This window comes from Actinotalea lenta (genome assembly GCF_030586465.1).
GTDB lineage: Bacteria > Actinomycetota > Actinomycetes > Actinomycetales > Cellulomonadaceae > Actinotalea > Actinotalea lenta.
In genome coordinates this window covers 1104696-1128148 of sequence record NZ_JAUQYP010000001.1, presented here as the reverse complement: position 1 = coordinate 1128148, position 23453 = coordinate 1104696, and the positions used below count along the sequence as shown (strand labels likewise).

Sequence of the window (23453 nt, the reverse complement as noted above, 5' to 3'; positions counted from 1 at the left end):
CTCCCGGACGCGTGCGTCCGGGAGCGACCCGCACTCATCCCTTGACAGCGCCCGTCAGGCCGCCCACGATCCGACGCTCGAAGAGGCTGAAGAACACCAGCGCGGGGATCATCGACAGCGACGTGAAGGCGAGGACCCGGGCCGTGTCCACCGACCACTGGGACGCGAACGCCTGAACACCCAGGGGGAGGGTGAACGACTCGTCCATGTTCAGGATGAACAGCGGGAGGATGTAGCTGTTCCAGCTGTTCACGAACGCGAGGATGCCCACGGTGATGACGCCCGGCATGGACAGCGGGATCACCATCCGGCGGAAGAAGCCGAGCCGGCTGCACCCGTCGATCTCGGCCGCCTCCTGGATCTCGGCCGGGATGGCGCGCAGGAACGGGACGAGGATGATGATCGTCACCGGCAGCGCGAAGCCGATCTGCGGCAGGATCACGCCCGCCAGGGAGTTCATCAGGCCCAGCGTGCGGACCAGGATGTACAGCGGCGTGATGGCGACCGTCATCGGGAACATCAGACCGGCGGCGAACAGCGAGTACATCGCGCCGCGACCGACGAACTTGTAGCGCGCGAGCGCGTAGCTGGCCATCAGTCCGAGCACGACCACGCCGAGCGTCGTGGCGCTCGAGGCGATCAGTGAGTTCCCCACCTCACGCCAGAACGTGCTCCCGGTGATCACGGCCGTGTAACCCTCGGTCACCCAGGGGTTCGGCAGGCCCGCGGGGTCCGTGGTGATCTGGGAGTTCGACCGGAACCCGCCCAGGATGATGTACACCACCGGGGCGAGCATCGCTCCGACGAGGAGCAGGGCGACGAAGTAGACGGCTGGGGTCGTCCAGCGTCGGTTGTCCGTGTGCGGCTTGCGCCGACGGCTCACGGGCGCCGAGGCCGGCACGGGCGTCGTCTTGATCGCGGACATCAGCGCCCACCTCCTGTGATAGCGCCCTCGGTGTCACGCCTCAGGACGAACCGCTGGTACAGCAGCGCGACCACGAGCGAGATGAGGAACAGCACGACCGCGACGGCGTTGCCGTATCCGTAGCTCGCCGCGTTGCGCCCGTTGACCACCATGTACGTCGCCATGGTCGACGTGCCCGCCGTCGCGGCCACGTACTGGCCCCAGATGATGTAGACGAGGTCGAACAGCTGGAGCGAGCCGATGATCGACAGGAACGCCCAGATGCGGATCGTCGGGCCGAGCAGCGGCAGCGTGATGCGCCGCTGGATCTGCCAGTAGGACGCGCCGTCGATCGCGGCGGCCTCGTGCAGCTCGGGCGGGATGCCCTGGAGACCGGCGAGGAAGAGGATCACGGCGAACCCGACGTACTTCCACGTGATGATGAGCATCAGGGTCCACATGGCGATCTTCGGGTCGGACAACCAGTCCTGCTTGAGCCCGGCCATGCCCAGCTTCTCCAGCAGTCCGTTCACGGCGCCGTTGGTCTGGAGCATCAGGCTCCAGCCGGTCCCGACGACCACCTCGGAGATCACGTAGGGCACGAAGATCAGCACCCGGATCGCCGACTGGTAGCGCAGCTTGCGGTTGAGCAGCAGGGCGAGGCCGATGGCGATCGGGCCCTGCATCACCAGGGACAGCACGACGATGGTGAAGTTGTGCCGGACCGCGTCGTGGAACGTGGGATCCGAGAGGATGATCTTGTAGTTGTGCAGGCCCACGAAGTCGGTCGGCGGCCCGTAGCCCTTCCAGTTGAAGAAGCCGTAGTAGGCGGCCATCACGACCGGGAAGATCACGAAGGCCAGGAAGACGATCAACGCAGGCCCGGTGAGCACCACAACTTCCGCACGTGCCGCCCATCCGAGCCCCCGACGGCGTCGCCGGGACGGGGGCGACGCGGCTGGCGCGCCGCCCCCGTCCGTCGGGAGATCCATGGGCGAGTTCTGCGCTCCTGGCGCGTTCTCGCTGATGGATTCCATCGGTCAGATGCCTAGCCCTTCGCAGCGGCGTTGTTCACCGCGTCGACGATGCCCTGCGGGGTTCCGTTGCCGGCGAGCATGTCGACGACACCGGCGTTGAGGGCGTTACCGATGTTCTGGCCGAACATCGTGTCCAGCCACACCACGGTGTAGGCGGAGTCGTTGTACGCCGTGAGGATGTCCTTCAGCGCGGGCTCCTCGACGACGCCCTGGGCGTCCTTGCTGGCGGGCAGCGTGTGGAAGGCCTGCGCGTACTTCTCCTGCCACTCCTTCTGCATGTAGAAGTTGAGGAAGTCGGCGCACTGCGCGGGAGCCTTCACCCAGCAGGAGTACCCGTCGACGCCACCCATCATGGCGCTGGGGTCACCCTCGCCACCCTGGACGGCCGGGAACGGGAACCACCCGAGGTCGGGCAGCGGCTTCTGGTCCGGGGTCAGCGAGGCGATCACGCCCGGGTCCCAGGCGCCCATGAGCTCCATGGCGGCCTGGTGGTTGGCGATCATGCCCGCGGACGAACCGGCACCCTGCTGCGCAGAGGTGGTGAGGAAGCCCTCGTTGAACGGCTTGGTCTCAGCGAACTTCTGCAGGTCCTGCCCGGCCTTCAGCCAGCACGCGTCGTCGAACTTGCGCGTCTGGGAAGCCTTGTTCATCACGTCCTGCGAGCAGTCCCGCAGCGCGAAGAAGTAGTACCAGTGCGCTGCCGGCCAGGCGTCCTTGCCGCCGAGCGCGATCGGCGCGACACCGGCGTCCTTGAGCTTCTGGACGTCAGCGTCCAGCTCGTCGAAGTTCTTCGGCGTCGAGCTGATGCCGGCCTTGTCGAAGAGGTCCTTGCTGTAGAAGATGCCGCCGGGCAGGACCGCGGTCGGCATCCCGTAGAGCTTCCCGTCGATCGTGAAGGCGCTCAGCACACCCTCGCCCACGGCCGACTTGGTCGCGTCCGTGATCTTGTCCGAGAGGTCCATGACCTGGCCGGCCGCGACGATGTCCGCGAGCTTGCCGCCGCCGCGCGCCATGAAGATGTCCGGCGCGTCGCCCGCGTTCAGCGCGGTCTGCAGCTTGCCGTCCATGTCCTCGTTCTGGATGGCCTGGATCTGGATCGTGACGTTGGGGTTGGCGTCCTCGTAGGCCTTGGCGACCTCGTCCCAGTAGGCCTTGCCCTCGCCCGTGGTCGAGTTGTGCCAGAAGGTCAGGGTCACCGGCTCGTTGCCGCCCCCGCTGCTGCTGCTGTCGCCGCCGGGCGACGAGTTGCCGCCGCTACATGCCGCGAGCCCGACCAGGGTCGCCGCCATGGCGGCGGACACTGCCAGGAACTTCCTTGTCTTCATCAGATGTGTCCTCTTCGTTGAGCAGCACTGGACAGTGAGAACCCCCAGGACGTGGGTCTCACGACTGCGCCGGCTGTCACCCGCCGGTTCGGCCCCCGGTGATGTCGTGGAACCGAGTGCGCACGGAGCTCGGACGGACCGACGACGGACCCAGGGTCCATCGGGGGACGGCCGCCGTTGCCCACCACGCACTCCTTCTCGCCATCGACCGGGTACGTCGAGACCCTCGCACCCATCCGGCCTTCCCGTCAATCGTTGTCGATAACGTTTTCCTAACAGCGGCCGGATCGCGTCCACCAGGGACCCCCGGTCATTCGACAACGTTCTCCAAGCGCTATGCTCCGGCCCATGTCGCGGGTCACGATCCATGACGTCGCCCGAGAGGCAGGCGTCTCGGTCGCGACCGTGTCCAAGGTCATCAACCGGCGCTACGGCGTCGCGAGCGCCACCCACGCGCGCGTGGAGCAGGTCATCGAGGAGCTCGGGTACGAGTCCTCGCTGGTCGCTCGCAGCCTTCGATCGCACAAGACCCACGTGATCGGGATCCTCGTCTCGGAGTTCGAGCCGTTCAGCACCGAGATCCTCAAGGGCGCCTCGCAGGCGATCGCCGGGACGGGGTACGAGCTGCTCGCCTACTCAGGCGGAGGGCGCCCCGGCAGCGACATCGGGTGGGAGCGGCGCTACCTGTCACGGCTGAGCGGAACCCTGATCGACGGGGCACTGCTCGTGACCCCCACGGTGGTCGACCCCGCGGCGCCCGTGCCCGTCGTCGCGATCGACCCGCACGCCGGACCCTCGGGCCCCGCCACCGTGGACTCGGACAACTTCGCCGGAGCGGTCGCGGCCACCGAGCACCTGCTCGAGCTCGGGCACCGACGCATCGGTTTCCTGGGCGGCCGCGAGGACCTCGAGTCCTCCCGTCTGCGTGCGCGAGGCTTCCGGCACGCGATGGAGGCGGCCGGCGTCCCGGTGGACCCGGCGCTCGTCGGCGTCGGCGGCTACCGCAGGGACTCGGCGCTGGGCCCGGCCGCGACGATCCTGGCACTGCCCGAGCCGCCCACCGCGATCTTCGCCGCGAACGACCTGTCCGCCCTGGGCGTCCTGGCGGTCGCGGCCCAGCGCGGGCTGCACGTGCCGGACGACCTGTCGGTCATCGGCTTCGACGACGTCCCCGACGCGGCGTCCTCCACCCCGCCGCTGACCACGGTGCGCCAGCCGATCCAGGCGATGGGCACCGCGGGGATCGAGCTGCTCGTCGCGCTGATGGCCGGTCAGACCGATCGTGAGACCCACGTCCGCCTGCCCACCGAGCTGATCGTGCGGGGGACCACCCGGCCGCCCCGCTGAGGAGCCATGTACACCGACCTTCCCGAACCTGCCCTGTGGGACCACGCCAGCACGCTCGTCGACCCCGACGACTTCGACGAGTTCTGGGCCGCGACCCTGGCGCAGGCACGTGAGCACGGTGGCCCACTGCGGCTCGACGAGGTCGACGCCCTGGTGACCACGCACGCCTACGACGTCACCTTCCCGGGCTTCGCGGGCGACCCCGTCCGCGCCTGGTACCGGCGGCCGCGCGGCGTGGCGGAGCCGCTACCCGTGGTCGTCGAGTTCGTCGGGTACGGGGGTGGGCGGGGGCACGTGCTGGAGAACCTCCAGTGGTCCGCCGCCGGCTTCGCCCACCTGCGGATGGACACCCGCGGCCAGGGGTCCGGGTGGAGCAGGGGCCAGACCCCGGACCCGTGGGGTTCGGGCCCTGCGTTCCCCGGCGTGATGACCCGCGGGATCGAGGACCCTGCGTCGTACTACTACCGGCGCCTCATCACGGACGCGGCCCGGGCGGTCGACGCGGCGCGCGCCCTGCCCGGGGTGGACCCGAGTCGGGTCGCCGTCGTGGGTGGGAGCCAGGGTGGCGCCCTCGCCATCGCGGCCTCGGCGCTCACGGACGTCCAGGCGACCGTGGCGAACGTGCCCTTCCTGTGCGACGTCGCCCGGGCGATCGGCATCACCGACGCCGCACCGTACTCCGAGGTGCGGGACTGGTTGGCCACGCACCGGGACCGCGCCGAGGACGCCCTGCGCACGCTCTCCTACATCGACGGGGTCGCGTTCGCACGCCGCGCGACCGCCCCGGCGAGGTTCTCCGTCGCCCTCATGGACGTCATCGTCCCCCCGTCCACCGTGGTCGCCGCGCACCGGGCATGGGCCGGCCCCAAGGACCTGCGGACCTGGCGGTACAACGGCCACGAGGCTGGCGGCCCGGAGGACGACGCCGAGGCGATGGCATTCCTCCGGCAGGCACTCCGCCACTGAGCAGGCGGGCTGCGCGACGAGGGGGCCCGGGCGTCACGCCCGGGCCCCCTCCGCGTCAGCCGTTGGCCTTGTCGTACGCGGCGCGCAGCTCGGCCGAGATCCGGCCGCGCTCGCTGACGTCGAACCCGTGCGAGCGACCCCACTCGCGGATCTGGGCACTCGAGGTGCGCGACCTCGACGTGCCCGACTTGCGCCCGGCGCGGGAGCGGCCCCCGACACGGCGGGCCGGACCGACGTACGGCGCGAAGGCCTCGCGCAGCGCCGTCGCGTTGGCCGTGGACAGGTCGATCTCGTAGGAAACTCCGTCGAGCGAGAACGACACCGTCTCGTCTGCGGTGCCGCCATCAATGTCGTCGACCAGCACAACCTGGACCTTCTGGGCCATCTTGGCATCCTTCACGTCGGCAACCCCCTGCGGACGATAAAAGGGTAACCCAGGAGCCAGAAATCGTGGCGACCGTCCCCAAGCCGGGGCAGAATTCAGGAAGTCTCCTGCGCGGTGCCGGACGCCTGCGCGTCACCCGCCGACGAATCGCGACCGGGGCCCGTCCCCGGCCCGCTCCGAGACGGCTCGCCCGGGGGCGCCGGATCGGAGCCGTCAGCCGCGTCCATGCGGGCCAACGCTTCGCGTTCGGCCCGGTCAGCACGAAGGATCCAGCGCATCACCAGCCAGAACACGAGCCCCACCCCGATCGGGGGGAGCAGTGCTCCGACGCTCGCCCAGAATCCCGTCATCCGATCACGCGTCCTGGGGCTTCACCAACGGGAACAAGATGGTCTCCCGAATCCCAGCCCCGGTCATCGCCATGAGCAACCGATCCACCCCCATGCCCATTCCCCCCGTCGGTGGCATGCCGTGCTCCATCGACGCCAGAAAATCCTCGTCCAACCTCATCGCCTCGTCGTCACCTGCGGCCGCCAGACGCGCCTGCGCCTCAAAACGCTGACGCTGGATCACGGGATCGACCAGCTCGGAATATCCGGTCGCCAGCTCGAAACCGCGCACGTACAGGTCCCACTTCTCCGTGACGCCCGCCACGTCACGATGATCGCGGGTGAGCGGGCTGGTGTCGACGGGGTAGTCCAGGACGAACGTCGGTGCGTGCAGGGCGGGTGCCACGTGGTGCTCGAACAGCTCCTCGACCAGCTTGCCGTGGGTCTGGCGCGCGCGGTCCACCTGCAGGTCGAAGCGCTCGACGAGAGCGAGCAGGTCCGCCAGGGGGGTCTGAGGGGTCACCGCCTCGCCGAGCGCCGCAGAGACCGAGCCGTACAGGTCGATCCGCGGCCACGGGCCGCCCAGGTCGTACTCCGTGCCGTCGGCGAGCGTGACCACCGTGCCACCGAGCGCGTCGCGCGCGGCCGTCGTGACCAGGTCCTCGGTGAGGTCGGCCATCGTGCCGTAGTCGCCATAGGCCTGGTACGCCTCGAGCATCGCGAACTCCGGGGAGTGGCTCGAGTCCGCACCCTCGTTGCGGAAGTTGCGGTTGATCTCGAACACCCGCTCCACGCCGCCGACGACCGCCCGCTTGAGGTAGAGCTCGGGCGCGATCCTCAGGTACAGGTCGATGTCGAACGCGTTCATGTGCGTGACGAACGGCCTGGCGCTCGCACCGCCGTGCAGCGTCTGGAGCATCGGGGTCTCGACCTCGAGATAGCCGCGGCGGTGGAAGTTCTCGCGCAGCGAGCGCACGACGTCCGCGCGCACCCGCACCATCTCGCGGGCCCCTGGCCGCACGATGAGGTCGACCGAGCGCTGCCGCACCCGGGACTCCTCGGACAGCTCCTTGTGCAGCACCGGCAGCGGACGCAGCGCCTTCGCGGCGATCGCCCAGTCGTCCGCGAGCACGCTCAGCTCGCCACGCCGGGAGCTGATCACGTGCCCGTGCACGAACACGTGGTCGCCCAGGTCGACGTCGGCCTTGAACGCCTCGAGCGACTCGGGTCCCACCTCGGCCAGCGACAGCATGGCCTGGAGCCGTCGGCCCTCGCCGTCCTGGAGGGTCGCGAAGCAGAGCTTGCCCGTGTTGCGCTGGAAGACGACACGGCCGGCGACGCCGACCAGGTGATCGGTCTCCTCGCCCGCGGCGAGACCCTCGTGCGCGGCCCTGACCTCGGCCAGCGTGTGCGTGACCGGGACCGCCACGGGGTAGGCCTGACCGCCGTCGGCGAGGATGCGGTCGCGCTTGGCCCGGCGGACCTGCATCTGCTCGGGAAGGTCGTCGGCGAGATCAGGGGTGGTCACCGCGGGAGTCTACCGGCGCCGCCCCGGACCACGCCGCGCCGGCGGACGGGCGGCCGAGTCGCGGGTGTCAACCGACCAGGTCGAGCGCGAGGTCCAGGATCGGCGAGGAGTGCGTCAGGCCACCGACGGACAGATGGTCGACACCCGTGGCGGCCACCTCGCGGGCCCGGTCCAGCGTCAGGTTGCCGGTCGCCTCCAGCTCGACCCGGCCGACCTCGGGCTCACGCGCACGGACCGCGGCGACGACCTCGGTGAGCACGCGGGTCGGCATGTTGTCCAGGAGCAGGAAGTCGGCGCCGGCGTCGAGCGCCTCCATGGCCTGGTCGAGCGTGTCCGCCTCCACCTGGATCGGGACGTCGAACCGCTCGCGTACCGCCCGCACGGCGGCGGCGACCGACCCCGCCGCGGCGACGTGGTTGTCCTTGACCATGGCGACGTCGTACAGGCCCATCCGCTTGTTGGTCCCGCCCCCGCAGCGGACCGCGTACTTCTCCAGGGCGCGCAGCCCGGGGGTGGTCTTGCGGGTGTCCAGCACCGTCGCCCCGGTGCCCGCGAGCGCGTCGGCCCAGCGGCGCGTGTGGGTGGCCACCCCGGAGGCCCGGCACACCAGGTTGAGCAGCGTGCGCTCGGCGACCAGCAGGACCTGGATCGGCCCCTCGAGGACCGCGACCACGTCCCCCGCGATGACGCGCGCCCCGTCCGGCACCAGGGCACGCACGGTGGCACGCTCGGCGTCGAGTCGCGCGGCCACGGCGTCGAGCACCGGCTGGACCACCACGAGGCCAGCGACGACGCCGTCCGCGCGGGCCGCCAGGTCCGCCGTGCCACGCCGCTCGGGCGGGATCGTGGCCTGCGTGGTGACGTCCCGCCCTGGCGCAGGTCCCAGGTCTTCGTCGAGGGCGACCTCGACCGTGCGCGCGAGCCACGCAGCGTCGGGAGGCGTGGGATGCTGGTCCGCGGTGGGAGGCTGCATGGCTGAACGGTAGCCCGGGGCGGTGACCGGAGTGCGGCCACAATACCCCTGGGGGTATCATGGCCGGCATGGCTTCCTTTCTCGACCGCCTCCTGAACCGCGACCCCGACGCCCTGCCCAAGAACGTGCGAGTGGACCGCGCGCTGGAGCTGGTCGCGGACGGCGCCCAGCTCGTCGACGTGCGCGAGCAGTCCGAGTGGCGTTCGGGGCACGCCCCCCAGGCCCGGCACATCCCGATGGGTCGGCTCACCAACGACGCCCGGCGCCTCAAGCAGGACGTGCCTGTGGTGGTGATGTGCGCCTCAGGGTCCCGGTCCAGGACCGCTGCTGCCCAGCTACGATCCATGGGGTACCAGGCCACCAGCCTCTCGGGCGGCCTCGCCGCCTGGCGGATGGCGGGCGGGGCGGTGAGATAGCGGTGGCGAAGCAGCCGTCGGCCAAGTCCGGCGAACCGGCACGGGAGGCCCGCATGCAGCTCGACCCGGAGGAGATGACCGCGGTCATCCACCGCCTGCGGCGCGCCCAGGGTCAGATCGGCGGCATCGTCAAGCTGCTGGAGTCCGGCGCGGACTGCGCCGACGTGGTGACCCAGCTGTCGGCGGCGTCCAAGGCCCTGGACCGGGCGGGCTTCGTCATCATCGCCTCCGGCCTCGAGCAGTGCATCACGCGGGGGGACGAGGAGGCCGGCGTCGACCGGGCGAAGCTGCAGAAGCTCTTCCTGTCGCTCGCGTGAGCAACCCGGCGGCCCGCTGGGACGAACGCTACGCCGCCGGCTCGCCATGGCCCGCGGGCCCCAACGCGACCGTCCGTGACCTCGTCGCGCCCTTGACCCCCGGCCGCGCGCGGGATGTCGCGTGCGGCGACGGCCGGCACGCGATCTGGCTGGCGGGACTGGGCTGGCAGGTGGACGCGGTGGACTTCTCCGCGGTGGCGATCGCCCGCGGCCGGGCCCGCGCCGACCAGCTCGCCGCCGACGGGGTGCTGCCCGGCCAGGTGCGCTGGTCGGTCGCCGACGTCAGCCAGGACGTGCCGGAGCCGCGCAGCGCGGACCTGGTCCTGCTCGCCTACGTGCACCTGCTCCCCGCTCAGGCGGTCGCGACCCTGGAGCGATCCGCGTCAGCCGTGGCGCCCGGCGGCCTTCTGCTGCTCGTGGGGCACGACCGCAGCAACCTCCACCACGGGACCGGGGGTCCCCAGCGGCCCGAGGTCCTCACCGACCTGGACGTCGTGACGCACACGCTGCACGAGAGCGGTCTCGACGTGGTGCGCGCCGAGGTGCTCCCCCGCGAGGTCGAGGGCGCCGAACGGGCCGCCCTGGACGCCGTCGTGGTGGCGCAACGCCCGGCCGCCACGCGCTGAGCGGGACACCGCACCCACCGGCGCCGCCCGGGTGAGTCGGAGGTCCTAGCAGGAATATACCCCCGGGGGTATATGTTCGGCGCAGTGAACCGCGACGGGGTGGGCCATGGCCCACCCTTTGTCATGACCGCACCAGCAGTGAGGACCACCATGAGGATCGTTGTCGTCGGCGGGGTCGCCGGAGGGATGAGCGCAGCAGCCAGGGCACGGCGCCTGGACGAGGACGCCGAGATCATCGTCCTGGAGCGCGGCGACTACGTGTCGTTCGCCAACTGCGGCCTGCCCTACCACGTCGGTGGCGAGATCGCCGACCGCGCGTCCCTGCTGCTGCAGACCCCGGCGTCGTTGCACGCCGCGCTGCACCTGGATGTGCGCACCGGCCACGAGGTCCTCGCGATCGACCCGGCCACCAAGCAGGTCACCGTCCAGCTCCCGCACGACGGGACCGACGTCATCGACTACGACGCGCTGGTCCTCGCGCCCGGCGCCACCGCGATCCGGCCACCCATCGACGGGCTCGACCTGCCGCAGGTGCACACCCTGCGGACCGTGCCGGACGCCGATGCGATCCGCACCCTGCTCACCGACTCGGCAGACCGCGCCGTGGTGCTCGGCGCCGGGTTCATCGGCCTGGAGGCGGCCGAGGCGCTGCGCGAGCGGGGGCTCGACGTGGACCTGGTCGACCTCGCGCCGCACGTCCTACCACCCCTCGACGACGAGCTCGCGAGCCTGCTGGACGACGAGCTGACCGGGCACGGCATCACCACCCACGTCGGGGTGGCCGCGACCGGCATCACGCCGACGCGGGACACCGACCACGCGGTCGAGGTCGCGCTCTCCGACGGGACGGTGCTGCCCGCCGACATCGTCGTGCTGTCCGTGGGCGTGCGCCCGGACAGCCACCTGGCCGCCGGCGCCGGCCTCGAGCTGACCGAGTCGGGCGCCATCGTGGTGGACACCGCCCAGCGCACCTCCGACCCGCACATCTGGGCGGTCGGCGACGCGACCGCGGTGCGGCACGGCGTGACCGGTGTGCTCGGCGCCGTCCCGCTTGCCGGCCCGGCGAACCGCCAGGGCCGCCGCGCCGCCGACTCGATCATGGGTCGGCTGACCGAGGCCACGCTCGCGCGCCCCGTGATCGGCACCGCCGTCGTGCGCGTGTTCGGCCTGACCGCCGCCGTCACGGGCGCCTCCCAGGCCCAGCTGAGGCGTGCCGGCATCGAGCACCACGTGGTGCACACGCACCCCGGGCACCACGCGGGCTACTTCCCCGGCTCCGAGCAGATGCACATGACCGTGACGTTCGCCCCCGACGGCCGGCTGCTGGGCGCCCAAGCCGTGGGGCGTGCGGGCGTGGACAAGCGGATCGACGTGTTCGCCACGGCGCTGGCCGCGGGGATGACCATGGACGACGTCGCCGAGCTCGAGCTGGCCTACGCGCCGCCGTACGGATCCGCCAAGGACGCGGTCAACATGGCGGGCATGGTCGCGCAGAACGTGCTCGACGGAACCCTCACGCTCTGGTACCCGCACCAGCTCGACGAGGTGCTCGACACCGCGCTGATCCTGGACGTGCGCTCGCACGGCGAGTACCGCCGGGGGCACCTGCCCAAGGCGCTCAACGTGCCGCACACCGAGGTCCGCGAGCGCCTCGAGGAGATCCGGGAGGAAGCCGCCGGCCGGCCGGTACGCGTGCACTGCGCGAGCGGTTTCCGGTCCTACCTGGCCCACCGCGTGCTGGTCCAGGAGGGCTTCGACTCGGCCAACCTGTCCGGCGGGATGCTGACCCTGCGGGCCGCCCTCCCCGACCTGGTCCTCGACCAGGGCTGAGGCGCGAGCGGCGCACAAGCAGGCGAGGGGTGTGCCTCCGGGTGCACCCCTCGCCCAGACGTGCACCCCTCGGCGCCGAGTGGGCGCGGGAGGGGAGCCTGGGTCAGGGGACCGGGGTGTGGGTGACCTGCAGGGCGCCGTCGGGGGTGAGGCGGACCACCTGGCGCACGCGCCAGGAGGCGTCGTCGCGGTCCGGGTGGTCCTCGCGGTAGTGCCCCCCACGGGTCTCCGTGCGACGCAGCGCCGTCTCGGTGAGCACCGTGGCGACCTGGTGCAGGTTGGTGGTCTCCCACTCCGCCGCCTGCGGGGCGGCCTGGACCCCCGGTGCGCGGTCTGCCCTGGTGGGCAGAGCGGCGAGCCGCTCCTTCGCCTGCGTCAGGCCGTCCACCCGCCGGATCACCCCGGGACCCGACGCGGCCAGGCGCTGGATCCGGCTGCGCGCCGGCGCCGCGACGAGGGCGGGCTCGCCGGCGCGCTCCGCCGGGTCACGTGCCACGAGGTCCCGGGCGGCGACCCGCGCCGCGACCTCGTCGGCCGCGCGGTGGGCGAACACCAGGCCCTCGAGCAGCGAGTTGGACGCGAGGCGGTTCGCACCGTGCACCCCCGTGCAGGCTGCCTCCCCCGCGGCGTACAGGCCGGAGAGCGTGGTGCGACCGTGCAGGTCCGTCAGGAGACCCCCGGAGTGGTAGTGCTGAGCGGGCGCGACCGGCACCAGGTCGGTGGTGAGGTCGATCCCCTCGTCCCGCAACCGTTCGTCGATGGTCGGGAACCGGTGCCGCAGGAAGTCCGCACCCAGGTGCCGGGCGTCCAGGAAGACGTGGTCGGACCCCGTCTCGGCCATCCGCCGCACGATGGCGTGCGCCACGACGTCCCGGGGGGCCAGCTCGGCGAGCTCGTGCACGTCGGGCATGAAGCGCAGACCGTCCGAGTCCAGGAGCATCGCACCCTCGCCCCGCACCGCCTCGGAGATCAGCGCGAGCTGCCCCTTGACCCCCGCACCCAGCCACAGCACGGTCGGGTGGAACTGCACGAACTCCACGTCGGCGATCGCCGCACCGGCCCGCAGGCCCGCCGCGAGGCCGTCCCCGGTGGCCTGGACCGGATTGGTGGACGACGGGTAGACCTGCCCGATGCCCCCCGTGGCCAGGATGACCGCAGGGGCCAGGGCCGCGCCGACACCGTCCCTGCTGCCCTGACCGATCACGTGCAGCGTCACGCCGCAGACCGGTCCGGGACGCCCGTCCCGGTCCGGCGCGGCCGTCAGCAGGTCAAGGACCAGCGCGTGCTCGAGCACCTCGATCCCGGGATCGGACCGGACCGCCTCGAGCTGGGCGACGAGGGCCCGTGAGATCTCCGCACCGGTCGCGTCTCCCCCGGCATGCGCGATCCGGTCCGCGCGGTGGCCGCCCTCCCGGGTCAGCGAGAGCTCGCCGCCCGGACCGGTGTCGAACCGGGTCCCCAGCCCGACGAGCTCGCGCACCCGATCCGGCCCCTCGGTCACGAGCACCTCGACCGCCGGGCGGTCGCACAGCCCCACACCCGCGACGAGCGTGTCGTGCAGGTGCGCGCCGGGACTGTCCTCCGGGTCGAGCGCGGCGGCGATGCCGCCCTGGGCCCACACCGTGGAGCCCGAGGCCAACGGGCCCTTGGTGACCAGGAGCACGCGCGGCACCCGGGTGCGCAGCCGCAGCGCAGCCGTCAGTCCCGCGACGCCCGAGCCGACGACGATCGCGTCGGCCTGCGTGGTCCAGCCCGGCGCCGGCGCGGCCAGCCGCCGGGCGAGGCTCACCGGTGGTCTCCGAACCCGACCGCGGAGGTGTGCAGGCCCGGGCGCGCCTCGCCCGGGTCGGTTCCGATCTCGACGATGCGGTTGTCCGCGTCCACGTGCACCACCGCCGGCGTGTAGGTCCGCGCCGCCGCGTCGGTGAGCTGGCCGTAGGCGATCACGATCACCAGGTCCTGCGGCTCCACCAGGTGCGCCGCGGCACCGTTGATGCCCATCACGCCCGAACCCGCCGGGCCCGGGATGGCGTAGGTGGTCAGCCGCGCGCCGTTGGTGATGTCGACGACGTCGACCTGCTCGCCGGGCAGGATGTCGGCCGCCGCCATGAGGTCGGCGTCGATCGTGATCGAGCCGACGTAGTCCAGGTCCGCCTGCGTGATCCGCGCCCGGTGGATCTTCCCGGTCATCATCGTGCGCACACGACCCTCGATGACCATCAATGCTCCTCGCTCGTCGTCGCACCGAGATCCAGCACGACGTTGTCGATCAGTCTGGTCGCGCCCACCCTGCCGGCCACCAGCAGGAGCGCCGGTCCACGGTACCCCGCCCCGAGCTCGCCGAGCTCCGCGTCCCGCAGCGCGAGGTAGTCCAGCTCGAGCCCGGGCTCGGTGGCGAGCACCTCGGTCGCCGCGGCGGCGACCGTGGAGGCGTCGGCCCCGCGGCCCGCGGCCGTGGCTCCCGCGGCCAGCGCGCGGGACAGCACCAGGGCAGTCGCACGCTGGTCGGCGTCGAGGTAGGCGTTGCGCGACGACATCGCCAGACCGTCCGGCTCGCGCACCGTCGGGACCGCGAGGACCTGCACGTCCAGGTCGAGATCGGCCACCATCCGCCGCACCGCGACGAGCTGCTGGGCGTCCTTCTGACCGAACAGCGCCACGTCGGGACGGACCAGGTGCGCCAGCTTGCACACCACGGTCAGGACTCCGTCCAGGTGTCCGGGCCGGTGCTCCCCCTCCAGCACCTCGCCGATCAGGCCGGCGGAGACCGTGACCACCGGTTCGCGCGGGTAGACCTCGTCGACGGAGGGCGCGAACACCAGGTCGGCGCCCACCGTTGCGAGCTTGGCCGCGTCACCCTCCAGGTCGCGCGGGTAGCGCTCGAGGTCCTCGGTGGGGCCGAACTGCAGGGGGTTGACGAAGATCGTCACGACCACCTGGTCCGCAACCTCCCGGGCGGCCCGCACGAGCGAGAGATGCCCGTCGTGCAGAGCACCCATGGTCATCACGACCGCCCGGCGCCCCGGGCGGCCCGCCAGCGCGCCGGCGAGCTCGGCGCGGGTCCGCACCACTCTCATGAATCCTCCGATCGGGGGTCATCGGTCAGCGCGTCCAGCAGACGTTCGGCCGCGTCGGTGGCGATCCGTCCGGCGCGCAGCGCGCGGCCGGTGGCCGCCCGGGCCATGGCGCGGTACGCCGGGACGAGGTCGGCCGCCTCCGGGTCGACGGCGGCGAGCGACGCGAGCACCCGCAGGTGCGCAGCCACGGTGCCGGCGTCGCCCCGCACCACGGGGCCGGTCAGGGACGCCACCCCGCCGGGGGCCGCCACGTCCGCGCCGGCGGAGCGCACCGCCCCGTCCAGTGCCGCCGAGAGGAGCGGCCCCAGCACGCGGTCGGCCTCCGCGACACCCGCGGCCCGCAACGCCGCCGCGGCCTGGGCAACGAGCACCACGAGGTGGTTGGCTCCGTGCGCGAGGGCAGCGTGGTACAGCGGACGGTCCTTCTCCGCGACGACGACGGGCTCTGCACCGAGCTCGACCACGAGGGCCTGGCCGATGGGCAGCACAGCGGTGGCCGCCGTGACGGCGACCGTGGCACCGGGGAGCCGCGCGAGGTCGAGCGACGTCCCCGTGAACGTCATCGCGGGGTGCAGCGCGATCGGGATCGCACCGGCGGCCGCCGCCGGTGCCAGGACCCGGGTTCCACGTGCCCCCGAGGTGTGCACGACGAGCTGGCCGGTCTGCCACGCCCCGGTGGCCGCGAGGCCCTCGACCAGAGCAGGGAGCGCGTCGTCGGGGACGGCGAGCAGCACGAGCTCCGCGCGCTCGACCACCTGCGGGATCTCCAGGACCGGCACCCCGGGCAGCAACGCGTCGGCACGGTCCCGGCTGGCCTGCGAGACGGCACTGACTCCGACCACGGCGTGGCCCGCGGCCCGCAGCGCGCTACCGAGCACCGCACCTACCCGGCCCGCACCCACCACCCCGACGCCGAGGCGACCGGCAGGCGGGCTCATCGCTGCAGCTCCTCCCCCGGGGGTCGGCCGGGGTCGGGGCCGGGGCCGGCCGGGAGGGCATCGCCGGGCGGCTGCGCCGGGGAGCGCATCCACTGCTCAGGACCGGCCGAGGCGCGCGCCCGGCGCGCCCGTAAGGCCTGCGCCGTGACGAGCTCGCCCGCCGCGGTCGCGTCGAGGTGGTGCACCCGGGGCTGGACCGGTCCCGGCGTGGAGTGCAGGTCCACGCTCGCCAGGCCGAGCCGCCGCTGCAGCGGGCCCTGCCGCAGCCCGATGGACTGGGTGCGCTCGTGCGGGACCACGACCAGGGTCCGGGTCACCAGGCCGTGCCGGGCCAGCAGGGCGCGACCGGTGGCCAGGTAGGCGTTGCGTGGCCAGCCCCACAGGTCGAGCCACCGGGCTCGGCGCGGACTGGTGACGAACCCGACCCCGGGGCCGCTGCCGGACAGCGCCTCGTCGAGCACCCGCGCCGGGTCGTCCACCCCCAGGTCCGGCAGCACGAGCCAGAGCGCGAGGAGCGCCTGCCTGCGGTCCGCCACGGGGAGCAGCACGGTCTCCTTGCCGGCGTCCTGCTGCGCCGCGTAGCCGGCGATGTTGACCTCCACCCGCCACCAGTCCCGACTGCGCCACAGGAGCGGCTGGCGCAGCCGCACCGCTTGCACACGCCCCGGGGGAACCGTCTGCGCCCGGGCCTCGAGCAGGCCGTGCCGCAGCCGGATGCCGTCCGGGGACTGCGCGAGCCGGAACCCGAACTCCCCCGTGAACCGTCCCCACAACGCCCCACCGATGCCGATGAACGCCGGCAGCAGCGAGAGCGTCAGCGCCGGCTCCCGCACCGCGAGGGCGAGCACGACCATGCCCACGGTCAGCACCAGGGCCACCAGCGTGCCGATCGACCTCAGGAGGCCTTCGATGATGCGCCCGGCCGGGACCGCGACGAGCTCGCGCTCCGGGGCGGCCGGCGCCGGCGTGCCGGGGCCCTGCGTGGCCCCCTCCGCAGCCGGGCCGTCGTCGAGCGCGCCCGACCGCAGTCCTGCCGCGCGCGCCAGGAGCTCGTTGCGCAGCCGCTGGGCGTCCTGGTCCCGCAGGAACGACAGCCGCACGGCCGAGTCGGCGCCGCCCGCGACCTCGATCTTGAGCTCGGTGAGCCCGAACATCCGGGCCAGCAGCGGCTGGATGGTGTCGATGCCCTGGATCCGGTCCAGGCGCGCTGCGCGCTGCCGCCGGAAGAGCACGCCGTTGTGCAGGTAGATCGCGTCGTCGTCGACCGCGTAGCGGGTCATCCGCCACGCGAGCGTCGCGTAGGCGAACCCCAGCGCCGCGACACCGAGCGCCACGAGCCCGACGGTCCCGAACCCCACCACGCGGGCCACGCGGGCGGCATTGGAGACGTCGAACTCGAACTGCTGCATCACGATCACCACGAGCACCGCGATGACCTTCCAGCCCCGCACGACGGGCGTGATCGGGTGCACCCGCACCCAGTCCAGGTCGCTGGGCGGGTCGCCCGGGCGGTCCCCCGGGCCGGTCCGAGCCGAGCTCACAGCCCGGCCAGCCTCGCCTCGCCGCGCGCCGCGAGCCGGTCGCGCAGCCGGGCGGCCTCGGCCGGAGGGAGCCCCGGGATCGCGGCGTCGCTGGCGGCCGACGCGGTGTGCAGCTGGACGGCCGCCACCCCGGCCCAGCGGTCCAGCGGTCCGGCGTGCACGTCGACGAACTGCATGCGCCCGTAGGGCACCACGACGAGGTTGCGGAACGCCACCCCGCGTCGGATGAGGAGGTCGTCGTCCCGCTCGGCGTACCCGATCGCATGCACCTGACGTGGCACGAGGACCGCCGCCCAGACCCCGAGCAGCAGGAAGACGGCGGGCACCACCCACAGGCCCGCGATCCCGCTCAGGACCGCGGCCACGGCGCCGGCGACCAGGGGCACGCCCAGCACGATCGCCAGCGGGATGAGCCGGACCGTCACGAGCCGCGGGGAGACCGGCTGCCAGACGACCTCGGCCGGGTCGAAGGGGCTCGTGAGGCTCGAGTCCTGCGCAGACATGGGGCCCATCCTCCCACTCGGCGAGCCACGCCCATGCCGCGTCACGCGGGCGAACCGGCCGAGACCCCGTCGGGAGGGTTGTCGTCGTCGGACGGGGGGACCTCGCACCACCGTTCGGCGACCACGCCGGCGACCGCGAGCACCACCGCACCCGCGGCAGCCACGGCGGCGCTGATGGCGAAGTCCCGCAGCGGCGGGTGGCCGAGCCTACCCAGCACGACCAGGACGTGGCCGGTGTACCACCCGGTCAGGACGGCACCCGTGTAGGCGGCGGCGGTCGCCAGGACAACGGTCCGGGCGGCGAGCAGCGGGTCCAGTCCGGGCCGCTTGCCCCGCACGTACTGTCGGACGTTCCAGCCCAGGCGGCCGACCACCACGGCGATGCCGAGCATGACCACGGTCGCCAAGGGCGGCGGCGCCACCAGCAGCCAACCGCGCGACTCCGCCAGGTGCAGCACCGCGGCGCTGAACGCCGCGACCACCGCGGCGACCAGGAGCAGGCGGGACCACGGGGTGCGTCGCATCACCCTGTGGTCCACCAGTCCAGCGCCAGCCAACGGATGCCGCCGCGGTCCGGCGCGGTCCCGGCGAGGACCGCCACCGGCCCACCGCCCAGGCCGGGCAACCACGCGTCGGGGTCGACCTGCGCCCACGGTTCCAGCACGAAGGCTCGCTGGTGCGCACGCGGGTGCGGGAGCTCGAGGTCGTCGGCCACCGCCACGGTGCTGCCGTGCACCACGAGGTCGATGTCCAGGGTGCGCGGCCCCCAGCGTTCGATCCGCTCCCGGCCGGCGTGCGCCTCGACGGCCTGGCAGGCGCGCAGCAGGGCGCGCGGGCTGAGCGTGGTGCGCCCGAGCACCACGGTGTTGAGGAAGTCCGCCTGGTCCGGGCCGCCGACGGCCGCGGTGCGCGCCAGCGGTGCGACGGCGGTCACCTCGAGGCCGTCCACGGCGTCCAGCTCGCCGATCGCGGCCCGCAGGATCTCCCGGCTCGGGCCCAGGTTCGACCCCAGTGCGAGGACCACGTCGACGGCCTCGGGGGGCACGGCGTCCATCACGTCCGTGGGGCCGTCCGGCTCATCGCTGCGCGGGCCGGCGGCGCCGGGAGCCACCGCGTCGTGCGGCCCGGTCAGCGGTTCCAGGCCGGGGACCGGGGCGCCCGGGCCAGGGTCCGGCTGCGCGATGACGGGCGACCAGGTGGGTACCGCATACGCGGGTCCGCTGGGTGCGTCGGCCGGCAGGTCCTCGAGCGGGTTGTCCAGGTCGGGGAAGGGCAGCACCGGCGGGGGCGTGGCCGCGCTCTCGCCCGCGCGCCCGGCGGGCGAGCTCACCTGCGGCGGCGCGACCGGCGAGCTCACCTGCGGCGGCGCGACCGGCGCGCCGACCGGGTCACCTGGCAGGCGGGTCGCGCCCCGGCCACCAGGCGAGGCCTGCTCAGCAGCCTGGGTCCGGCGACTCGCGACAGCAGGCGGGTGCTCACGCGAGCGGTGCACCTCGACGGTGACGTCCGCGAACGGCACGCCGATCGGGGCCTGGGGCTTGTGCAGCACGACGTCGACCGCCTGGACGGCGTCGTGCTCGAGGACGGCGGCGGCGATCCGTTCCGCGACGGTCTCGACCAGGTCCGCCGGGGGCCCGGTGAGCACGTCGTGCACCTGCGCAGCGACCGCGCCGTAGTCCACCGTCCTGGTCAGGTCGTCGTGCTCGGCCGCCTCCCGCGTGTCGAGGTGCAGCAGGACGTCGGCGACGAACACCTGCCCATCGCGCCGCTCGTGGTCCAGTACGCCGTGGTACCCGGTCGCCCGGATACCGGCGATCCGGATGCGGTCCTCAGCCACGTCCGCCTCCCGTTCGTGCCGCCGTCCATGCCGCCGCGACCCGCACGGCGTCTGCCGAGCCTGCCACCTCGTGCACCCGGACGCACCAGGCTCCGGCCGCCGCTGCGAGAGCGCTCACCGCCGCTGTCGCGCGGTCGCGCGCCTCGGGCGGCGCGGGGCCGTCGGGCCCGGCCAGCAGGTGGCCCAGGAACCGCTTGCGCGACGCGCCCACGAGCACGGGACGACCCAGCGCGGTCAACCGGTCCAGGCGGGCCAGCAGCGGCCAGTTGTCCGACCCCGTCTTGGCGAAGCCCAGCCCGGGGTCGAGCACCACCTGCCCCGGGTCGACACCCGCGGCGACGGCGGCGTCCAGGCGGGCCGACAGCTCGTCGCACACGTCGGCGACCACGTCGTCGTACTGCGCGAGGCCGTCCATGACGTCGGAGTGCCCGCGCCAGTGCATCGCCACGTACACCACCCCGGCGTCCGCGACCAGGGGCAGCATCCCGGAGTCGGCGAGGCCCCCCGACACGTCGTTGACCAGCGCCGCGCCGGCCTCGATCGCGTCCGCCGCGACGGCGGCGCGCGTGGTGTCCACGCTGACCAGGGCACCCGCCTTCGCCAGGGCGGACACGACCGGGAGCACCCTGGCCCGCTCCGTGGCCGGGTCGACCCGCACGGCACCGGGCCGCGTGGACTCCCCGCCCACGTCCACGAGGTCTGCGCCCTGGGCGAGCAGCTCGAGCCCGTGCGCGACGGCGGCGTCCGGCTCGAACCACCGCCCTCCGTCGCTGAACGAGTCCGGGGTGACGTTCACCACGCCCATCACCAGCGTGCGATCGAGCGCGGCGAGGTCCGCACGCAGGGGCGCAGGGTGCAGCACGCTCACCGTCCCAGGGTAGGGCCGCGGCTCACCGCGGTCGGATGAGGCTCATGGCCTCGGCCCGGGTGGCGGGGTTGCGCATCTGCCCCCGCACCGCGGACGTCACCGTCCGCGAACCGGGGGCGCGCACGCCGCGCATCGACATGCACAGGTGCTCGCACTCGACCACCACGATGACCCCCGCCGCGCCGAGGACCTCGACGAGGGCGTCGGCGATCTGCGTGGTCATCCGTTCCTGCACCTGAGGGCGGCGGGCGTAGAGGTCGACCAGCCGCGCGAGCTTGGACAGCCCGGCGATCCGCCCGTCCTTGGCGGGGATGTACGCCACGTGCGCCATGCCGTGGAACGGCAGCAGGTGGTGCTCGCACTGCGAGTACACCGGGATGTCCTTGACGAGGACCATCTCCTCGTGACCCTCGTCGAACGTCGTGGTGAGCACGTCGCGGGGGTCCCGGCCCAGGCCGGCGAACATCTCCGCGTAGGCGCGTGCGACCCGCGCCGGGGTGTCGCGAAGGCCGTCCCGCTCCGGGTCCTCACCGACGGCGAGCAGCAGCTCACGGACGGCCGCCTCCGCCCGGGCCAGGTCGAACGCCCGGGGGGCCTCGACGGGCCGGCCGGCGACGTCGTCGTCCAGGGTGCTCACGGCTGCGCGCTCACGACTCGGGGTGTCCCTCGGGCGGCAGCTCGCCGACGGGCTCGGCCGGGTGCTCGGGCCGAACGCCCGCGGCCTCGTCCTGCGGGACGGCGTGCCCGTTGCCGCGCGCCTTCTCGGCGGCGGTCTGCACCGGCGGGACGTCCGAGACCTGCCGGTCCGGGCTGGACAGCCACACGTCGCGCGGCGGCCGCTTCGTGATCGGTGCGAAGACCTGGGCGAGCTCCGCCTCGTTCAAGGTCTCCTTCTCGAGGAGCTGGAGGACCAGGTCGTCGAGGACCGTGCGGTAGCCGCTGAGGATGTCGTAGGCCTCGTCGTGCGCGGCGTCGATCAGCCGTCGCACCTCGACGTCGACCACCCCTGCGACGTCCTCGGAGTAGTCCCGCTGGTGGCCGACGTCGCGCCCGAGGAACACCTCGCCGCTCTCCTGCCCCAGGTGCACCGCCCCGACCCGGTCGCTCATGCCGAACTGCGTCACCATCTTGCGTGCGGTCGTGGTGGCCTTCTCGATGTCGTTCGCCGCTCCCGTGGTCGGGTCGTGGAAGACGATCTCCTCGGCCACCCGTCCGCCCATCGCGTACGCGAGCTGGTCGAGCAGCTCGTTGCGGGTCACCGAGTACTTGTCCTCGGTGGGCATCACCATGGTGTAGCCCAGTGCCCGGCCGCGCGGCAGGATCGTCACCTTGGTCACCGGGTCGGTGTACCGCAGCGCCGCCGCCACCAGGGCATGACCGCCCTCGTGGTACGCGGTGATCTTCTTCTCCTTGTCGTTCATCAGCCTGGTCCGCTTCTGGGGACCGGCGATGACGCGGTCGATCGCCTCGTCGAGCTGGTGGTTGCCGACCAGCTGGGCGCTGGACCGCGCGGTGAGCAGGGCCGCCTCGTTGAGGACGTTGGCCAGGTCAGCGCCCGTGAACCCGGGGGTGCGCTTGGCCACGGCCGCGAGGTCGACGTCCGGAGCCATCGGCTTGCCCTGCGCGTGCACCCGCAGGATGCGCTCACGACCCCGGAGGTCCGGTGCGTCCACCGAGACCTGCCGGTCGAAGCGGCCGGGCCGCAGCAGCGCGGGGTCGAGGATGTCCGGCCGGTTGGTCGCCGCGATCAGGATGACGTTGGCGTTGACGTCGAAGCCGTCCATCTCGACGAGCATCTGGTTCAGGGTCTGCTCGCGCTCGTCGTGGCCGCCGCCCAGGCCCGCGCCGCGGTGCCGTCCGACGGCGTCGATCTCGTCGACGAAGATGATCGCAGGCGCGTTCTGCTTGGCCTGGTCGAACAGGTCACGGACCCGGGATGCGCCGACGCCCACGAACATCTCGACGAAGTCCGAGCCGGAGATCGAGTAGAACGGCACCCCCGCCTCGCCGGCCACCGCTCGGGCCAGCAGGGTCTTGCCGGTACCCGGCTGGCCGTACAGCAGCACACCCTTGGGGATCTTCGCGCCGACGGCCTGGAACTTGGCCGGATCCGCCAGGAACTCCTTGATCTCCTGGAGCTCCTCGACGGCCTCGTCGACGCCCGCGACGTCGGCGAACGTGACCTGCGGCGTCTCCTTGGAGACGAGCTTCGCGCGCGACTTGCCGAACTGCATGACGCGCGAGCCGCCGCCCTGCATCCGGGACATCAGCCACCAGAACGCCACCATGATGAGCACGAGCGGCAGGACGAAAGCGAGCATGCTCTCCCACCAGCTGGACTGGGGGTTGAGCGAGTTGTAGCCCTGGGGAGGGTCGGCCTTGGCGACCGCGTCGACCACGGTCGGGCCCTGCGGCGCCACGTAGTAGAACTGCACGTGGGTGCCGTAGTCCGTGCCGCCCGCGCTGTACGGCTTGCTCAACGTCAGGTCGACCCGCTGCTGGCCGTCCACGATGAGCGCCTGCTCCACCGTGCCACCGGCCAGCAGGGCCAGCCCCTGCGAGGTGTCGATCCGGCGGACCTGAGGGGAGAGGAAGGAGGAGGCGCCGATCGACAGGATCAGCACGGCGAGCACGATCCAGAGGAACGGCCCGCGAGTCAGTCGCTTGAGATTCATCGGCGTCGGGGTGGACCCCCGAACCCTTTCC

23 protein-coding genes are annotated in these 23453 nt (G+C 72.9%); 6 read left to right on the top strand and 17 right to left on the bottom strand.

Annotated elements, in window-relative coordinates:
- Nucleotides 1–34: 34 nt before the first annotated feature.
- Genes Q6348_RS05280 through Q6348_RS05270 form a run of 3 tightly spaced genes read right to left on the bottom strand, consistent with a single transcriptional unit; the run spans nt 35 to nt 3266 of the window.
- Complete coding sequence (locus tag Q6348_RS05280) at nt 35–925, bottom strand: carbohydrate ABC transporter permease (protein ID WP_304600254.1); 891 nt, start codon at nt 923–925, stop codon at nt 35–37.
- Nucleotides 925–1896, bottom strand: a complete 972-nt coding sequence (locus tag Q6348_RS05275) for a carbohydrate ABC transporter permease (RefSeq protein ID WP_304601920.1) — start codon at nt 1894–1896, stop codon at nt 925–927. The genes Q6348_RS05280 and Q6348_RS05275 overlap by 1 nt, the downstream gene beginning before the upstream one ends.
- Nucleotides 1897–1952: 56 nt before the next feature.
- Nucleotides 1953–3266, bottom strand: coding sequence for an extracellular solute-binding protein (locus tag Q6348_RS05270; RefSeq protein WP_304600253.1), 1314 nt, complete (start codon nt 3264–3266; stop codon nt 1953–1955).
- Nucleotides 3267–3614: 348 nt separating this feature from the next.
- Here Q6348_RS05270 and Q6348_RS05265 point away from each other — a divergent pair, with 348 nt between their 5' ends.
- Both Q6348_RS05265 and Q6348_RS05260 read left to right on the top strand, forming a co-directional pair.
- A complete protein-coding gene (locus tag Q6348_RS05265; protein ID WP_304600252.1) occupies nt 3615–4613 on the top strand; it encodes a LacI family DNA-binding transcriptional regulator in 999 nt (332 codons plus the stop codon).
- A 6-nt stretch (nt 4614–4619) separates the two neighbouring features.
- Nucleotides 4620–5579, top strand: a complete 960-nt coding sequence (locus tag Q6348_RS05260) for an acetylxylan esterase (protein WP_304600251.1) — start codon at nt 4620–4622, stop codon at nt 5577–5579.
- Between the two features lie 55 nt (nt 5580–5634).
- On the opposite strand, the gene Q6348_RS05255 is transcribed toward Q6348_RS05260, so the two are convergent.
- The 3 genes from Q6348_RS05255 to nadC all read right to left on the bottom strand — a co-directional run bounded on the left by Q6348_RS05255 (nt 5635) and on the right by nadC (nt 8794).
- A complete protein-coding gene (locus Q6348_RS05255) occupies nt 5635–5964 on the bottom strand; it encodes a histone-like nucleoid-structuring protein Lsr2 (RefSeq protein ID WP_304600250.1) in 330 nt (109 codons plus the stop codon).
- A 354-nt stretch (nt 5965–6318) separates the two neighbouring features.
- The gene (lysS, locus tag Q6348_RS05250; RefSeq protein ID WP_304601919.1) at nt 6319–7782 is read right to left on the bottom strand and encodes a lysine--tRNA ligase; all 1464 of its coding nucleotides are present in this window, start codon (nt 7780–7782) and stop codon (nt 6319–6321) included.
- A gap of 106 nt (nt 7783–7888) precedes the next feature.
- Nucleotides 7889–8794 carry a carboxylating nicotinate-nucleotide diphosphorylase gene (gene nadC / locus Q6348_RS05245; protein WP_304600249.1) on the bottom strand — a complete coding sequence of 302 codons (906 nt, stop codon included), beginning with the start codon at nt 8792–8794 and terminating at the stop codon, nt 7889–7891.
- A gap of 68 nt (nt 8795–8862) precedes the next feature.
- On the opposite strand from nadC, the gene Q6348_RS05240 reads away from it, so the two are divergent.
- The 4 genes from Q6348_RS05240 to Q6348_RS05225 all read left to right on the top strand — a co-directional run bounded on the left by Q6348_RS05240 (nt 8863) and on the right by Q6348_RS05225 (nt 11983).
- Nucleotides 8863–9210 (top strand): rhodanese-like domain-containing protein, encoded by a 348-nt coding sequence (locus Q6348_RS05240; RefSeq protein ID WP_304600248.1) that lies wholly within the window; start codon nt 8863–8865, stop codon nt 9208–9210.
- A 53-nt stretch (nt 9211–9263) separates the two neighbouring features.
- Nucleotides 9264–9527 carry a metal-sensitive transcriptional regulator gene (locus tag Q6348_RS05235; protein WP_304601918.1) on the top strand — a complete coding sequence of 88 codons (264 nt, stop codon included), beginning with the start codon at nt 9264–9266 and terminating at the stop codon, nt 9525–9527.
- Nucleotides 9524–10153 carry a class I SAM-dependent methyltransferase gene (locus tag Q6348_RS05230; protein WP_304600247.1) on the top strand — a complete coding sequence of 210 codons (630 nt, stop codon included), beginning with the start codon at nt 9524–9526 and terminating at the stop codon, nt 10151–10153. Before Q6348_RS05235 ends, Q6348_RS05230 begins: the two co-directional genes overlap by 4 nt.
- A 150-nt stretch (nt 10154–10303) precedes the next feature.
- The gene (locus Q6348_RS05225) at nt 10304–11983 is read left to right on the top strand and encodes an FAD-dependent oxidoreductase (protein WP_304600246.1); all 1680 of its coding nucleotides are present in this window, start codon (nt 10304–10306) and stop codon (nt 11981–11983) included.
- A gap of 103 nt (nt 11984–12086) precedes the next feature.
- Here the strand turns inward: Q6348_RS05225 and Q6348_RS05220 are convergent, their stop codons facing one another.
- From Q6348_RS05220 to ftsH, 11 genes are read right to left on the bottom strand one after another with little or no spacing between them, the layout of a single operon-like run.
- Complete coding sequence (locus Q6348_RS05220; protein WP_304600245.1) at nt 12087–13772, bottom strand: L-aspartate oxidase; 1686 nt, start codon at nt 13770–13772, stop codon at nt 12087–12089.
- Nucleotides 13769–14203 carry an aspartate 1-decarboxylase gene (gene panD / locus Q6348_RS05215; protein WP_304600244.1) on the bottom strand — a complete coding sequence of 145 codons (435 nt, stop codon included), beginning with the start codon at nt 14201–14203 and terminating at the stop codon, nt 13769–13771. Before panD ends, Q6348_RS05220 begins: the two co-directional genes overlap by 4 nt.
- The gene (gene panC, locus Q6348_RS05210; RefSeq protein ID WP_304600243.1) at nt 14203–15060 is read right to left on the bottom strand and encodes a pantoate--beta-alanine ligase; all 858 of its coding nucleotides are present in this window, start codon (nt 15058–15060) and stop codon (nt 14203–14205) included. Before panC ends, panD begins: the two co-directional genes overlap by 1 nt.
- A complete protein-coding gene (locus Q6348_RS05205; protein ID WP_304600242.1) occupies nt 15057–15998 on the bottom strand; it encodes a Rossmann-like and DUF2520 domain-containing protein in 942 nt (313 codons plus the stop codon). The genes panC and Q6348_RS05205 overlap by 4 nt, the downstream gene beginning before the upstream one ends.
- On the bottom strand, nt 15995–17539 hold the full coding sequence (locus tag Q6348_RS05200; RefSeq protein ID WP_304600241.1) for a PH domain-containing protein: 1545 nt from the start codon (nt 17537–17539) through the stop codon (nt 15995–15997). The genes Q6348_RS05205 and Q6348_RS05200 overlap by 4 nt, the downstream gene beginning before the upstream one ends.
- Nucleotides 17536–18042: a PH domain-containing protein gene (locus Q6348_RS05195; protein WP_304600240.1), complete on the bottom strand. Its 507-nt coding sequence runs from the start codon at nt 18040–18042 to the stop codon at nt 17536–17538. Before Q6348_RS05195 ends, Q6348_RS05200 begins: the two co-directional genes overlap by 4 nt.
- A gap of 41 nt (nt 18043–18083) precedes the next feature.
- The gene (locus tag Q6348_RS05190) at nt 18084–18566 is read right to left on the bottom strand and encodes a DUF3180 domain-containing protein (RefSeq protein ID WP_304600239.1); all 483 of its coding nucleotides are present in this window, start codon (nt 18564–18566) and stop codon (nt 18084–18086) included.
- Nucleotides 18566–19879: a 2-amino-4-hydroxy-6-hydroxymethyldihydropteridine diphosphokinase gene (gene folK, locus Q6348_RS05185; protein ID WP_304600238.1), complete on the bottom strand. Its 1314-nt coding sequence runs from the start codon at nt 19877–19879 to the stop codon at nt 18566–18568. The genes Q6348_RS05190 and folK overlap by 1 nt, the downstream gene beginning before the upstream one ends.
- Entirely contained in the window at nt 19872–20747 is an 876-nt protein-coding gene (gene folP, locus Q6348_RS05180) for a dihydropteroate synthase (RefSeq protein ID WP_304600237.1), read from the bottom strand. The genes folK and folP overlap by 8 nt, the downstream gene beginning before the upstream one ends.
- A 22-nt stretch (nt 20748–20769) precedes the next feature.
- Nucleotides 20770–21384 carry a GTP cyclohydrolase I FolE gene (gene folE / locus Q6348_RS05175; protein ID WP_434062004.1) on the bottom strand — a complete coding sequence of 205 codons (615 nt, stop codon included), beginning with the start codon at nt 21382–21384 and terminating at the stop codon, nt 20770–20772.
- Between the two features lie 10 nt (nt 21385–21394).
- Complete coding sequence (gene ftsH / locus Q6348_RS05170) at nt 21395–23422, bottom strand: ATP-dependent zinc metalloprotease FtsH (RefSeq protein ID WP_304600236.1); 2028 nt, start codon at nt 23420–23422, stop codon at nt 21395–21397.
- Nucleotides 23423–23453: the final 31 nt, after the last annotated feature.

Coding starts and splice junctions, on each gene's coding strand:
- Q6348_RS05265 (WP_304600252.1), top strand. CDS start 3,615: ATGTCGCGGGTCACGATCCATGACGTCGCCCGAGAGGCAGGCGTCTCG.
- Q6348_RS05205 (WP_304600242.1), bottom strand. CDS start 15,998: ATGAGCCCGCCTGCCGGTCGCCTCGGCGTCGGGGTGGTGGGTGCGGGC.
- Q6348_RS05225 (WP_304600246.1), top strand. CDS start 10,304: ATGAGGATCGTTGTCGTCGGCGGGGTCGCCGGAGGGATGAGCGCAGCA.
- Q6348_RS05270 (WP_304600253.1), bottom strand. CDS start 3,266: ATGAAGACAAGGAAGTTCCTGGCAGTGTCCGCCGCCATGGCGGCGACC.
- Q6348_RS05235 (WP_304601918.1), top strand. CDS start 9,264: ATGCAGCTCGACCCGGAGGAGATGACCGCGGTCATCCACCGCCTGCGG.
- Q6348_RS05255 (WP_304600250.1), bottom strand. CDS start 5,964: ATGGCCCAGAAGGTCCAGGTTGTGCTGGTCGACGACATTGATGGCGGC.
- lysS (WP_304601919.1), bottom strand. CDS start 7,782: ATGCAGGTCCGCCGGGCCAAGCGCGACCGCATCCTCGCCGACGGCGGT.
- Q6348_RS05275 (WP_304601920.1), bottom strand. CDS start 1,896: ATGGATCTCCCGACGGACGGGGGCGGCGCGCCAGCCGCGTCGCCCCCG.
- ftsH (WP_304600236.1), bottom strand. CDS start 23,422: ATGAATCTCAAGCGACTGACTCGCGGGCCGTTCCTCTGGATCGTGCTC.
- Q6348_RS05190 (WP_304600239.1), bottom strand. CDS start 18,566: ATGCGACGCACCCCGTGGTCCCGCCTGCTCCTGGTCGCCGCGGTGGTC.
- nadC (WP_304600249.1), bottom strand. CDS start 8,794: ATGCAGCCTCCCACCGCGGACCAGCATCCCACGCCTCCCGACGCTGCG.
- Q6348_RS05280 (WP_304600254.1), bottom strand. CDS start 925: ATGTCCGCGATCAAGACGACGCCCGTGCCGGCCTCGGCGCCCGTGAGC.
- panD (WP_304600244.1), bottom strand. CDS start 14,203: ATGGTCATCGAGGGTCGTGTGCGCACGATGATGACCGGGAAGATCCAC.
- panC (WP_304600243.1), bottom strand. CDS start 15,060: ATGAGAGTGGTGCGGACCCGCGCCGAGCTCGCCGGCGCGCTGGCGGGC.
- Q6348_RS05240 (WP_304600248.1), top strand. CDS start 8,863: ATGGCTTCCTTTCTCGACCGCCTCCTGAACCGCGACCCCGACGCCCTG.
- Q6348_RS05195 (WP_304600240.1), bottom strand. CDS start 18,042: ATGTCTGCGCAGGACTCGAGCCTCACGAGCCCCTTCGACCCGGCCGAG.
- Q6348_RS05260 (WP_304600251.1), top strand. CDS start 4,620: ATGTACACCGACCTTCCCGAACCTGCCCTGTGGGACCACGCCAGCACG.